The sequence below is a fragment of the Asaia sp. SF2.1 genome (genome assembly GCF_000505765.1).
GTDB lineage: Bacteria > Pseudomonadota > Alphaproteobacteria > Acetobacterales > Acetobacteraceae > Asaia > Asaia bogorensis.
This window is the reverse complement of record NZ_AYXS01000003.1, coordinates 83,143-95,843: the sequence shown is the minus strand read 5'-3', so window position 1 is coordinate 95,843 and position 12,701 is coordinate 83,143. Positions and strand designations below refer to the sequence as shown.

The 12,701-nt window shown below is 51.8% G+C and carries 13 protein-coding genes and 1 pseudogene; 11 read left to right on the top strand and 3 right to left on the bottom strand.

The window, feature by feature from the left end; genetic code table 11:
- Positions 1–404 precede the first annotated feature (404 nt).
- The 5 genes and pseudogenes from P792_RS23820 to P792_RS23800 all read left to right on the top strand — a co-directional run bounded on the left by P792_RS23820 (position 405) and on the right by P792_RS23800 (position 5,911).
- On the top strand, positions 405–665 hold the full coding sequence (locus P792_RS23820) for a type II toxin-antitoxin system RelB/DinJ family antitoxin (RefSeq protein WP_023977792.1): 261 nt from the start codon (positions 405–407) through the stop codon (positions 663–665).
- Positions 662–955 (top strand): annotated as a pseudogene (locus P792_RS23815) (type II toxin-antitoxin system RelE family toxin). Before P792_RS23820 ends, P792_RS23815 begins: the two are co-directional and overlap by 4 nt.
- 185 nt (positions 956–1,140) lie before the next feature.
- Positions 1,141–1,815, top strand: coding sequence for a hypothetical protein (locus tag P792_RS36940; RefSeq protein WP_152530142.1), 675 nt, complete (start codon positions 1,141–1,143; stop codon positions 1,813–1,815).
- A gap of 444 nt (positions 1,816–2,259) precedes the next feature.
- Positions 2,260–4,320 carry a hypothetical protein gene (locus P792_RS23805; protein ID WP_023977789.1) on the top strand — a complete coding sequence of 687 codons (2,061 nt, stop codon included), beginning with the start codon at positions 2,260–2,262 and terminating at the stop codon, positions 4,318–4,320.
- 667 nt (positions 4,321–4,987) lie between these two features.
- Entirely contained in the window at positions 4,988–5,911 is a 924-nt protein-coding gene (locus tag P792_RS23800) for a hypothetical protein (protein ID WP_023977787.1), read from the top strand.
- A 342-nt stretch (positions 5,912–6,253) separates the two neighbouring features.
- Here the strand turns inward: P792_RS23800 and P792_RS23795 are convergent, their stop codons facing one another.
- The 3 genes from P792_RS23795 to P792_RS23785 are packed head-to-tail and all read right to left on the bottom strand — an operon-like array spanning position 6,254 to position 7,473.
- Complete coding sequence (locus P792_RS23795; protein WP_023977786.1) at positions 6,254–6,496, bottom strand: hypothetical protein; 243 nt, start codon at positions 6,494–6,496, stop codon at positions 6,254–6,256.
- Entirely contained in the window at positions 6,489–6,872 is a 384-nt protein-coding gene (locus P792_RS23790) for a hypothetical protein (protein ID WP_023977785.1), read from the bottom strand. The genes P792_RS23795 and P792_RS23790 overlap by 8 nt, the downstream gene beginning before the upstream one ends.
- On the bottom strand, positions 6,865–7,473 hold the full coding sequence (locus tag P792_RS23785) for a recombinase family protein (protein WP_200863452.1): 609 nt from the start codon (positions 7,471–7,473) through the stop codon (positions 6,865–6,867). Before P792_RS23785 ends, P792_RS23790 begins: the two co-directional genes overlap by 8 nt.
- Before the next feature lie 123 nt (positions 7,474–7,596).
- On the opposite strand from P792_RS23785, the gene P792_RS23780 reads away from it, so the two are divergent.
- From P792_RS23780 to P792_RS23755, 6 genes are all read left to right on the top strand, one after another.
- Positions 7,597–8,205, top strand: coding sequence for a hypothetical protein (locus P792_RS23780; RefSeq protein WP_023977783.1), 609 nt, complete (start codon positions 7,597–7,599; stop codon positions 8,203–8,205).
- A 362-nt stretch (positions 8,206–8,567) separates the two neighbouring features.
- Positions 8,568–8,984: a hypothetical protein gene (locus tag P792_RS23775; protein ID WP_152530141.1), complete on the top strand. Its 417-nt coding sequence runs from the start codon at positions 8,568–8,570 to the stop codon at positions 8,982–8,984.
- 196 nt (positions 8,985–9,180) lie between these two features.
- A complete protein-coding gene (locus P792_RS23770; RefSeq protein WP_152530140.1) occupies positions 9,181–9,840 on the top strand; it encodes a hypothetical protein in 660 nt (219 codons plus the stop codon).
- 167 nt (positions 9,841–10,007) lie between these two features.
- Positions 10,008–10,286 (top strand): hypothetical protein, encoded by a 279-nt coding sequence (locus P792_RS23765; RefSeq protein WP_023977780.1) that lies wholly within the window; start codon positions 10,008–10,010, stop codon positions 10,284–10,286.
- 325 nt (positions 10,287–10,611) lie between these two features.
- A complete protein-coding gene (locus P792_RS23760; protein ID WP_023977779.1) occupies positions 10,612–12,048 on the top strand; it encodes a tyrosine-type recombinase/integrase in 1,437 nt (478 codons plus the stop codon).
- A 97-nt stretch (positions 12,049–12,145) separates the two neighbouring features.
- Positions 12,146–12,701 (top strand): ParA family protein (locus tag P792_RS23755; RefSeq protein ID WP_084331034.1); only part of this gene is annotated, 556 nt, incomplete at its 3' end.

Below are 12,701 nucleotides of genomic sequence, written 5' to 3'. Positions count from 1 at the left end.
GCGTCGGAGGCCTTTGTGGCTGATGCTCTCGATCTCCATGCGTGTAAGGTAATGCATTACATTAACGATGTAAAGATGATCGTTACGTCGAGCACACGGGCGATTAGGGTGATAAGATCGACGATCGGAAAAAATGACTGTTTCCCGCTATTTACCTACTTCCCTTTCATTATATTATCGGAAGTAGGGCAGAAAGGCGCGAAACGGCAGCGGATCGGGTAGAACGCGTGCCTCAGAGGCACGGTTTCGATGCAGCGCAGGTCATCTCCCTGCCTATACGGCCGCGCTCAATGAAGGATGTCAGCTTTCGCTTCTTTTCTGCCGTTTAAACGGCAGGTGTGGTTTGCTTAAAGCAGATATCGGCATCAGTCATCTTCTGCTTCATACACGCAAGGAGGCCTAGTATGTCTGCCGTCATATTCCGGGTAGATGAGACACTGAAGGCAGCTGCTGTTGAGAAGCTGTCTGCTCAAGGCATTTCGCTTTCTGACGCACTGCGCGATACCCTAGAATATATCGCTGAAACGGGCCGCTCTCCGGTCAAGCGCACACTCGTCACAGACGAGGATGCGCAGCTTATCGAGATTGTGCGTGAACGTCTCAAAAACCGTGCCCAAAAGCATCGTATGACTTTTGCGGAGCTTAAGAGCCGTCATCGTGAATGAGAGAGTATTGTCTTGAATTCGACGACAGAGCACTCAGGGAGTGAGATGCTCTTGACGGCAGTGTGCGGAAGAAATTTGAAAAAAAGCTGGAAAAGCTGATCTGGTATCCTCACTCTCCAGGAAACCAGCTTTATCGCGACCTATCAGGGTTTTACAATATCAAGCTTCGGAAAGATGGCTACCGCCTTGCTTATCAGGTCATCGAGGAACGGATCGTCATCTATGTGATTGCCGTTGGCCGCAGAGCCGATAACGAGATTTACGAATTAGTGTCGAAACGGAAAGAGTGAATTCAATTTCTGGTAGAAAGTCAGCTTCCGCCTACATAATAGGCGTCAGGACGCAACATTCCGCCTCAACGAAGCGGACATGAAAGAATCGCAGTTGCTCGAAAGGCAAAACGAAGTCCATACGTACCTAAAGAGTGTCTGCTGCTTGCGTCGAGCACGTACACGAAACGGAGGATCAAAATTCCATGAATCTTGTCGAGATCACGCAGGATGGCGCAGCCCTTCTTCGGGCGAAAGATGATATGTACGCCGGTATATGCACTTCGGGCGTTGAATCTTGTGTGGTCCGTGCCTTCTATGGAAGCGAAGGACTTGCCGTAATACATGATACCGGACAATTATCATTGTCATCAATTGAGAGTTTACTTGGCCGCATAGGTGAAATTTCGACCTGTCATATCGCTCATCAGGTTGAGCAAATTGGCTCCCCCCAACACATCGAACATTGCCAACGCACGAGGATGTTACAGGAGGTCTGCAAAACAGGTAAGGCGCCGGATTACCTGAATATACCGTCCGGCCGAGTGTCTTTTATGGCAGACGGCCATATACAGGATGGGTTTACAGATAAAAATAGCGCAGTTGCGCCTCCTGATGCACATATACGTTATATGATTAATCTCGTTAACAATTTGTTCTCTCCTACGAATTCACAGTCAATTCCCGTGGATATTCAATTTGAGGATGGTAATTTCCGGCCATCTCCCCAAATTATCTTGTCGAAAGAGAAAATTAGATATCGGGCAGATAAGGAATTGAGGCGCGGTGACCAAGACTATATGGCCGTTTATAAGAAAGCTGAATCGATGAATATCTTCGCTTTAGGACCGTCAAAAATCCGCTCTGATGTCAGGGTTTAATTAGCGAAGACGCCCGCTTTTAAAGATTTTGGTCGAAAACCGGACATACTGCTCCCCCCATCCCGGACAATGAGGTCCGGTATGTCTTCCTATGCGGTGACCTACTTCGGATAGCTTATATTATCGGAAGTAGGATTCGTGGACGCGAAACGGCAGCGGAAGGCACGAAATCTCTCTTTCAGAGGCAGAGTTTTGCTGTGGCGCAGACCGTCTCCCTGCTTATACGGTCGCACCTAAGGCCGGATGTCGGCTTCCGCCGGCATCTCGGCCCCTTGAGAGCAATGTTCCGCTTTCGCAAAGCGGACGGGGCCTAACGCGTGCGGGGAGCGATTCTTCTTAATCGAGATGCGGCTGAGCCTCTAAGATCCGTTACTTTTTGCCAACTCTTGCCGAGTTCGCTACGCTCAAAAAGCAAGGCGGATTTTTATGTGGATTTGAAATTCTATGCCCTCATTAGAGACGGACATCATCGGTCGTGTGAAGAGGATGGGCCTCAAGCCATCAGCAGGCACAGCCTTACTGCCAATGTTTGAAGCTGTGATGAATGGTGTTCACGCAATTGACGACCTGTGGGGCAAGGATGCGAAGCAATATGGCCGTGTCGTCATTGAAGTCCTGCGGGAGGACAAAACAAAGCCGAAGTCACAGATTGTTGGTTTCACAATCACTGACAATGGCATTGGACTAAACAGTGAAAATTACGCCTCATTCCTCAAGCCTGATTCCCTGCATAAGATTGACCGCGGTGGCAAGGGGATAGGGCGCCTTGGCTGGCTGCGCATCTTCAGTAATATTCGTATCGACAGTTCCTATCATGATGATCTGGGGCAGCTAAACTCAAGGTCTTTCGACTTCCTACTTAGCGAACGTGACCAAGTTGTTCCACGATCGAGCACGAACGACGCGCCTCAGAGCAGAGGTACCAAGGTGGCGCTTCGAGCATTCCAGAGTTCATACGGGAGCAGGTGCCCAGTCGACCCGGCCGTCATCAGGCAACGGTTGATGGGACATTTCATGGCCCTCCTGGCTGCTGGGTCCGCGCCAGCGATTGAGGTCGCGGATGGCGTTGAGACCATCGATTTGCGCCAAGCATTTGCAGATCTGGTTAGACACACCAGCGAGGAGAAGGTTGTCGTTGAACTTAACGACGACGAGGCGATAGAATTAACAATACGACATATCAGAGCAAGCAAAGCAATTCGCTCAGACGCAAACCGGAAAGCATGGAACTGGCTCTACTTGACTGCGCACGAGCGCGCAGTCGATGAACAGCCCATTGACGACGCTATCGGTCTTAAGGCCCTAGACGATGGAGATGTTTATGTCGGCTGTGTCCACGGCATTCATCTGGACGACCACGTTAACCAAGAACGGACGCAATTTATCTTTGACGGAGACGAAAGCCGTGAGATTCGCCGCTCCCTCCTCGGGAGCGTCACTAAATATCTTGATGCTTATGTTGTCCGAATTAAAGAGCAGAAGCGAAAAACTACTCAGGATGTTATCCGACAATATCCGCAGTTTCATTATCTAAACGATGAGATGGAGACGTTCGTAGACAGCCTCCCTGCAGGGGCTACGTCAAAAGAACAAGTGTTTTCGTCCATGTGTATCAACCGATTCCGTAAGATGAACCAGGCCGAGAGGGTCAAGAAAGCTATACAGGAAAGACCTCAGATCAACGCCGAAGTTAAGAAAATGACTGAAAGCTACCAGAAATTTGTGCAAGAGCAGCAGCGTGGAGTGCTAGCGGAATATGTTCTACTCCGTAAGTCAGTACTCGACATCCTTGAAAGATACATTGGTCGTCGTGACGAGAGTGACGCTCATTATCTCGAAGAAGCTGTCCACGATCTTGTTATACCGATGCGGAAAACCTCAAGCGAGCTAGAAATAACTAACCATAACCTGTGGTTGCTAGATGATCGACTGGCTTTTTTCTCGCACTTTGCATCGGATTTGCGGTTCAAAAACTATACGTCTGACTCGTCACTTGAGAGACCGGACGTTGCATTCTTCTATGACAACTGTTTTGCTTGGCAGGAACAAGACGCGGGCAACACCGTCGTTCTAGTTGAATTTAAACGGCCGGGGCGGCCAGAATACGACGGCAACAATAATCCGCTCACTCAGCTTATCGATTACATCGGACGATTTCAAAAGGCGGACCTCAAGGACGTCAGAGGAAAGGTTGTATCGGCACGCCTTAAAGATGCAGCCTTTCACTGCTACATCATAGCCGATATGACGCCGAAGCTTCAAAATGCCTTTAGGGGACACGCCTTCCATCCTACTCCTGATGGAGATGGCTGGGTTGGATATATCCGCAATCCTGACGCCTTCGTAGAGGTGATCAGCTATCGAAAACTACTTAACGATGCACACATGAGGAATGCTATTTTCTTTAAAAAGCTCGGCGTTACAGATATTGACCCAGCCGAAAATCCTATGTTGGAAGTGGATGACGTGGTTGCAGACGAAGTCGAGCCGGCACACGCTGATTGACGTATTTTCTAGACCGAAAGCTATCGTTCGCGGTGATCACGGTATGCGGTCGTAGCCATGCTAGCCCTGAAGTTGACTATTCGCTCTCACCCCAGTCCGAAGAAAATATCTGGGCTGGGATGCCTAGATACGAAACTCCTGCAAGTAGCTTATCTTATCGGAAGTAGGTGGTGTCGGCGTAAAGCGGCAACGGATTGTGCAGAAAGCATGCCTCCGAGGCATGGTTCCGATGCAGCGCAGGTCATCTCCCTGCCTATACGGCTGCGCTCAGTGAAGGACGTCAGCTCTCGCTTGATATTGGTTTTCAGGCATCGATGTTCTGTCGTTCACATCCCGCCCTAGAATCACGTGCCAGACCGCTTCGAAGCCCCTCACACCGAATTTCCAAAAGGGCTCTTGCAATTTGGTCTTAGTCAACATCGAGGCGGTTCATTCAACTTATTTTCGATCGAATATAGAGGTTCTTATCCGTCACTGACAGGATCGCATTTATCTTTATCTTATTGCAGGAAAATGGTTCTTATCATGGCGATTAATTCGTAATCTTTCCATCATTGGGGTGAGTAGGACTCATATGCTACCTAGAGAATACATTACTCCGATAAAAAAGTTTTTACTGGGACTCGATAGTAATATAGGTCGGGAAATTCGCTCTTCGCATGGAGAGATGGGCGAAGTTGAAGTGTCGCGCCGCCTGCGAAGGGGAACCGATATAGAAAACCCTATGGAAGGCTTATCGTATACGGCGTCTGATCTTATTCAGGAGTGCAATGCCATATCATTAGACGGCGTACAAAACGATAAAGTATATTTCGGATTCGAGAGTTTTTCGCAGAAATTTGAGGGAGATATCACCCAGTCCGATTACGCATTAATTATAAAGTTTAAAGATACCAGTAATAATGCAACTGCTCAGAACAATAGGGAGTGGATTTATCTAATACAGGCAAAAATTGCGAGGCCTTATAGATTTGGCGAAGGTATTAATCCGGATTGGGACTCGGACGCGTATTTCGAGGATACGAATGGGCAAAGCGAAAAGATCGCTAACCTTAAAAGGTTTATGGGTAAACTCATATTATATAACCTGTATTGCCCGGACCGGGTGGCGGATTTGATCGGGGCTCAATCCTCCATCGATGAAGCTGCCAGACTATATCCGGATCTTTGCGGAGAAAAAATAGCTCGCGATTCGTCCATGTGGCTTCGAACAGAACTCGACAAAAATATTGGCGATATATTTTCTGCAGATGGCGAAGAGAAAATATCCTTCGTACAGTTCATAATGAACCATCTCTTTAGTCCTTCCCCAGCATGGATCGAGCCTGAGGATACACAGCATGAGCTTCTACCCCTTAGGGCCAGGCGCAGCCTTCTGCAGAAGGTTTTGGGACGTGATACAGACGCGATGAACGAACTACGCAGCTACGCCATCCCGGGAAAAGGGCCGATTCCCGATACCTGGTTTCAAAATATACTTCCGGTTCGCTGGATCGAACTTGAAGTTAGGTTTCCAAGGCTGGAGTATGATTTGGCTCAGCGGCGGAGACCAGACACCCCAGACACCTCACCATCAAGTCCGTCCCGCTGAGAACTTGACTTCATCTTTTCTATGAGTAGCAGGGCGGCGTCAGTAAACGACAAAACTGCTTGTGCGCTTTGAACTGCCCCAGCACTGGCAGGGATGTCCGCTCTTCCCCCATTCCGGACAATGAGTTCCGGTGTGGCCTCCTATGCACTGATTAGGGTAGCCAATATTATTGGAAGTAGGTGGGCGGGCGAAAAGTGGCAGGAGTTAGGCTGGAACCAGCGGTTCCAGCTTTTGATATCAGCGGATATCGTCAGACGCGGCACTTCGCGATGCGAATGCCATCAGACGTTCGCGCGTAATGGATCCAACCAAAAAAGCCGCTATCCGTCGTCTGCTTGTCAGTCATTTTTTATTGTCTCCATAAAGTCGCTGCATCATCCGCGCACTGCTTAGGTCTATAGTCTTCGCTTCCTCTCGCTTTGCTTTGGCTTGGCCGCGATAATGAAAATACTCATCTCTCCTACCATACGGTTTCGCCCTCTCCGCTTTGGCATCCAACTCAACCGCTTCGCTAATCAAGCCTGCAGCTATTGATGACGGATCCACGCTACCTGACGTTTCATCAGTCGTTTTGGTGTCAGTCACTCTTGCGCGCGCTTTCATGATATCCCGCCCTCCACTCGTTCGCTCCCGAAAGCCGCTCGTCATCTGAGCAATCTCCGTCCCAAAGGCCACGAGTTTGACGCCACCAACAATAATGTAAAAAATTCTCGTCGCGCTCGGAATACATGAATTCGTGCGGACTGCCGACCATGTAATAATCGCACGCAAAGTCACCTATCGCGCAACCCAGTGCTAGGTCTCTAAAGTGTGCCAGTTCCGGGTACAACTTCCTCACTTCGACGAAGCGCATCCTGTCGGCGTGCGCCCAATCACCCGCATCCATCTCCGCCCCGGGGATAACAAACACCGTTGGGTTAAACGGTGATCCACCAATGGTCGTCGTCTGGTTGTCAGTCACCTTCGATTTCCTTCCGCATGTTTTTAGACCGCTTGTAGATAGCTTGGCGCGATACCCCATATTCGGCGGCGACCGTCTTAGCATGCTCGCCTGCCTGTATTCTGGCCAGTGCTTCGGTGACCTGTTCATCTGTCAGGGTAGGCTTGCGTCCCCCCTTTTTTCCTCTTGCGCGTGCGGCAGCCAATCCGTTTCGGGTCCGCTCAACGATTAGTTCCCTCTCCCACTGCGCCATGGCGGCGACAACCGCGAAGATTAGACGTCCTGTAGGTGTTCTCGTGTCGAGATCCATCGTCAACACTTTTAGGTCGGCGCCCCGATCATGTAAGGCTTTGACTGTCTGTACGACCTCGACCAAATCGCGACCGAGACGATCAATAGAGTGGACGACTAAAATATCTTTCTCTCGAATGTCCCGCCAGCAGTCTTTCCAACCAGGCCGTGCCATGTTCTTGCCGCTAGCTTTGTCTTCAAAAATATCCCGAGGATCGACCCCGAATTTAATAAGAGAGTCGATCTGGTGTTCATTATTCTGATCGGATGTACTGACCCGCACATAGCCAACCAAATGTCTTTTTGTCGTGGAAGGATCGGAGTCAGACAAATTATGGATCCTGTTCAACCGGTCTGGATTTTAGATATAGCGATTTGTATTTGTTGTCAAGTTGGTTGACTTTCAAGCGGTGGCAGCTTATGGTGATGATATAACTCGAAGCAGGGGATAACGATGCAGACTGTTCCTGAAGAGCCTCAAGCGCAGATCGAACGGCCGGACGTTATCGTTCCTGACACTGGTCCACTGATTCATCTCGCACAGGCAAAGGCATTGCATCTCTTGCATGAGGTCGGAGGCCGTGTCGTGGTAACGGACATGGTCGCTCTTGAAGCAACTGCCTCGCTCGATAAGCCGGGTGCTCAAGAGATTCAGGCTTGGCTTGATGTTGGCCTCATACCTGGATCAAATGCGCCAGTTTCTGTTGAGACAACTGACGTTGGCCGGGCATTTCTCACAGCGCGGCGTGCTGATCCTGCGTTCCGGTGGAGAGGTGCCGGGGAATTATCGATCGTCGGGTGGCTCCGCGAAGAAGTTGATCAGTCGTCCAACGCGGTCTTGATTGTCTACGAGAACGGTCGTGTGCCGCGCATGATTGGCGATTATGGGGTGAGCGCCGATATCGACATTCTAACAACGCGTGCGTTCCTAGAGTTTGCTGAACGACGGGGCATAATCCCGAGCGCAGAAGCGTACTGGCAGCGTATCGTCGCAGCAGCTCCTACGGCTAACCCTGATGATGTAGTAACGATGCATCGTAAGAGACGTCCGTCCGCTCATTGACCGGAAAGCTGGGTGCCTATCGCACCAAACTTGTGACAACCAATCCCCCCCATCGAGGATAATGAGATGACGAGCGGATTTCTTGAGCAACAACCAGGCGTAAGTGACGCAGCACCCCAGCCAGGGCGCGCGCTCACCATATCGAAAGTATGTGCAGTGATATCGGTGGTCTCGGCGTGTGTGTCGGTCTCGGTCTTCTTCTGGAGCCTTTTTTCCTAAAGAAATAATCCATGACCGACAATTAGACGCAAGGATGCAAGGTCCGTCGCCTCTGACAACGCATCCCCCCGCCTCACAGAAATTCTAGAGCTTAAGGAAGGATTTACATAGTGGTTCTAGGTGTATTGGCTGGTCTCGCAATAATGTCGATTCCGGATGTTTGTGTAGGAGCAGCAGCTCTTGCTGGCGACGCTGTTGAAGCTGTTGGCAGGCGCCTCGCCGTTGGCATTTTGAGCGAGGCCTCAAATCAAGCGAGTGGGATGCTTAAGAGTTTCGCGGCCCCCGCGTGGTTCTCCGGGGCGGCATCCCAGGGACCAGATCCATCCGCTATCGGGGACAAGGCTACGGAGATTCTGCGCTCAACCTTGTCGGATCTGGATGTCACTCTGATTGACCGCGAAGAACTTGTATTACTGCGTAAAGTCGCTGTGGCGGCTGACAACAAAGATCCTGATCAGGAGCTTTGGCTTAGAAAATTAGCTGAGTTTTATCGAAAAAAAGAGCAGGCGAGTGACGATTTGAAAGGGTCCAGTTCGTCGCCTCAAGTACGTCCAGCCTGAGATCTGGCTCACTTCTTGCCTGTGGCATAACGCGCAGTGAAAACATCAATGGCGCGCGGCGATCTAACGGATTGGGAGTATGTGACGACTGGTCCGTTTCTGCCACCTAAGCGGGGCCGTTGGGTACCTCAGATTACCGCTCCAATGATCGATTATTTAAAATACCCTCATTCCGTGAGTGTACACCGAGGAAAATATGTCGCAGTTCATCACTGTATTAACAGTCGCCACCATATTGTGCTTGTGCGTCATCGTTGCAGCATTCCGATGGATGAAGACAGTCACGATAAGGATACCGGGCCGGGCGATCCAAGAGCGGATCGATAAAAAAATACCCCTCGCAGTTGAAAAGGCCGGCTGCAAGTTCCGTCTGATGAAAGCTACGACGACCCTGAATGCTGGCAACCGGATCGCGATCGAAGTATCGGGCACTCTTGCGATGGGCCCGGTTGAAGCTCCAATCAGCGCGAGCTTGTCCGCCGGTCTTCGTTATGACGAAGCGCGTTTTTTCCTGTCCGATTTTCAGGTAAACACCTGCCAGGTCGAACCTGTTTCACTGTCCAAGATAGGGGTATCGCCGGATTCATCGTGGTCATGGGTCGGCGCGCTGCAAAGCGCAGCCAATATCCTTAATCTGGAAGAGAAAGTCGGAAAGGCAACCGAAGAACACCGGCTCGGCCTGGGCAATTATTTTTCCCAACACGGCGGACCGCTCCTCGCGAAGGCACTCGAGCATTATCCAGTGTATACAATTGAGGGGCGGCAAGGGCTACATCGCGTGGCTCGCATGACCCTGGTTTCGGTTCATACTGAGCATGAAATCCTTGCCGTGACGCTCAAACTACCGGGAGCATGAAGTAGGCGAACTTAGTGAGGTGGAAGACCTGTCGTCGAAGAAAGTCATGCCTGACAACCGATCCCCGATACTGGACTGCTCTTCGTAAATTATACGAAACAAAGATTGAGGATCAGCAGACCATCAGCTAGATTCTCCATGTATTCCTCAGCTTATGGATTAACGAGATGGTTAAAAAGAGTAAGCCCTTTCCTTGGGAAGGTGACAGCGAACTCCGCGATCGTCTCAGCGACGTCGGGTTTCGCTATGCAGCGCTGATTGGGATAGTTGACGCTGATGCAGCAAGCGGCAGCGAAGTCCTGGCCGCTGATAGAACGGAGTTTGCATCATTCATCAGAACAGAGAACGGGACCCCAGTTTATCACACACAGGAGGCAGTCGGCTTTGTGCAGGCGGTGACGGACCTCCCTCTGGAGGTGTGTGACCAGTGGATGATGCACGATTAGGATGCAGATCCTTATCATCCTGCCGCTCGTATCGATGAGGATGAGGTGCTGATCTGCGGACGATGCGGATGGAAAGGCAACCCTGGCGGAGGGTATTGCCCACAGTGTGACCTGGACGGGATCTACAAAGACTGAAATAATAACGTCAGTAGAACGGCGGGATCCTAACCCGGACTTGGCCGTGATCAGATCTTAACGGCGTGCGGCATAGCGTTCGTTCGCCGAGACTCCCGGCACTTCTATCGCAGTCGCAATCCACGCGTTCGCACCGCGTTCCGACCGTGGTATAGGGGGTAGGGATGAGGTTTAGTCGGACTACACGTCGATGATTGATGAAGTTCGGTTGTTTGGAAGCCGATCGGTAGGCCGGCAAGCCGTCCTCGATCGCCTGGATGGCACCGCCATTGGTCTTATCGGGGATGCAGAGTTGCGCAACGCAACCGTAATCTTATCCCAGGCAGTGTTTGCCCCTCCCCTTTCCGTAGTTCTAGCCGGCGGCCAATTGCCGAATGGCGATTTTGCCGCCGACACAACGATCGCGGAGCCGGTTGAAACGAGTGATCAGGCTCTTGTGGCGTTACGACGGCTGGTGGGCGTTCTTCCCAAACAGCACAAGCTGACCTTGTGTCTGGAAGTAGAGAGCGGTGTACCTCGCTTCGTTGGGGCGTTGGAGGACGCGGGCGGCGCCAGGCTAGGTAAGGTACTCGCCGAGCTACCCCCCTGCCCCATCGGCCAACCGCCCGCGGCCGTTTCCGCGTGGTTCTCGCACGTCTCCTCAATCATCCTGCCTGAGCATGATGCTACCCTGCAAACGGCCCGCGATGCGGCCGAGGTGTTCAACCAGTTAGCCAAGTCAGGCAACACGCTACGGACTTATCGTTCGGCAGTGCGTGGCTGGTGCCGGTGGGCGAGCGACCACAACCTCCCTGCCCTTCCCGCACGCAGTGATGATGTCGCTGCCTATCTCTCTGATATGGCACTGCGTGCACGAAAGGTATCTACGATTGATATCCACCGTGCGGCCCTGCGCTATCTGCATCACCTGGCGCAGATCGCCATTCCTACCAGCCATCCCCTGGTCTCAGGGGCTCTGGCGGGTATTCGGCGCAATGCAATCAATCCGCAGCCAGAGCAGAAAACGGCTCTCACCTGGGATTCATTGACGGAGGCAGTTGACGCGATACCCGGTCTGGATCCGACCTCGCGCAGAGACCGGGCCATCCTACTTTTAGGCTTTGCCGGGGCGTTTCGTCGCTCCGAGCTCTCAGGGTTGCTTGTGTCCGACCTGACGTTTTCCGAGGATGGCTTGATTGTTCGTCTGCGACATTCGAAGGGCGACAAGGCGCGGAAAGGCGAGCTGATCGGCATCCCCTCCGGTATAACCCGTCACTGTCCTATTCTCGCGCTTAACGCCTGGTTCCGTGCGGCAGGTATCAGTGAGGGGCCAGTGTTTCGCAGGGTCTGGCTACCCGCCCAGGTCAAGGCCGGTATGCCCTCCCCTGCCCTGCCGAAGATCGGCGAGGACGCACTTTCTGACCGGGCGATCGCAGACATCATTCGCAAGCGGTGCTCCGCTGCCGGGTTGGAAGGTGATTTTTCAGGTCATAGCCTGCGGCGCGGTGCGATCAACACTGGCGCCCAGGACGGATACGACCTGCTCGAGCTCAAGCGTTTCTCGCGTCACAAGAGCCTCCAGGTTGTCGAGACCTATATCGATGAGGCCAGTGTGAAAGCTCGTAATCCGGGTAGAAGTCGGTTTTAGTGGGCAATGGTTACATGTTATCATGTACATGTTGTTGTTGACATGTAAGAGAACCTGAGCTATGGTTCGTCTGTAATATTCCTGCGTGGAGAAGCAAATGGCCATTCTTTCGATCGCCTCCGCCAAAGGCGGTTGCGGCAAGACGACAATGTCTACTGTCTTGGGTTCCGTGTTGGCTCATCGCGGATATGAAGTTCGCCTGCTCGACTGCGACCTCAACCAGCATGCGAGTGCCTTTGGCGCCAAGAGCAAGCTAGAAAAGCTTACCGTTTGTCCGTCTATCGATGAGCACAATATCCTCCGAGCTCTCAGAGAAGCTGAAGACAAGGCAGAGCTGACGATAATCGATCTGCCTGGCGGTTCATCGACGCTCGCACTGAAAGCGCTCCAACGATCGAATTTCGTGCTTGTCCCCTGTCAAGCGAGCTTGCCTGACGTCCGTGACGCGATGAAGACCATTGCTCAGATTGAAGATGCTGAGGACCTAGCTAGAGCTCCCATAGCTCGATCTCTAATATGGAGCCGGGTGTTGCCGGGCTTCGAGTCCCGAGCAGCCAAACACGTCCGCGAGTCAGTTGAAGCGCAAGGTGTTCCGATCTTCGCGACAGGCCTTATGGAGCGTGCGGCCTTCCGCGAAATGCATATCACAGGGC

What these genes read in the sequence shown, in the direction of transcription:
- P792_RS23820 (WP_023977792.1), top strand. Translation starts at nt 405, where the DNA reads ATGTCTGCCGTCATATTCCGGGTAGATGAGACACTGAAGGCAGCTGCT.
- P792_RS36940 (WP_152530142.1), top strand. Translation starts at nt 1,141, where the DNA reads ATGAATCTTGTCGAGATCACGCAGGATGGCGCAGCCCTTCTTCGGGCG.
- P792_RS23805 (WP_023977789.1), top strand. Translation starts at nt 2,260, where the DNA reads ATGCCCTCATTAGAGACGGACATCATCGGTCGTGTGAAGAGGATGGGC.
- P792_RS23800 (WP_023977787.1), top strand. Translation starts at nt 4,988, where the DNA reads ATGGGCGAAGTTGAAGTGTCGCGCCGCCTGCGAAGGGGAACCGATATA.
- P792_RS23780 (WP_023977783.1), top strand. Translation starts at nt 7,597, where the DNA reads ATGCAGACTGTTCCTGAAGAGCCTCAAGCGCAGATCGAACGGCCGGAC.
- P792_RS23775 (WP_152530141.1), top strand. Translation starts at nt 8,568, where the DNA reads ATGTCGATTCCGGATGTTTGTGTAGGAGCAGCAGCTCTTGCTGGCGAC.
- P792_RS23770 (WP_152530140.1), top strand. Translation starts at nt 9,181, where the DNA reads ATGTCGCAGTTCATCACTGTATTAACAGTCGCCACCATATTGTGCTTG.
- P792_RS23765 (WP_023977780.1), top strand. Translation starts at nt 10,008, where the DNA reads ATGGTTAAAAAGAGTAAGCCCTTTCCTTGGGAAGGTGACAGCGAACTC.
- P792_RS23760 (WP_023977779.1), top strand. Translation starts at nt 10,612, where the DNA reads ATGATTGATGAAGTTCGGTTGTTTGGAAGCCGATCGGTAGGCCGGCAA.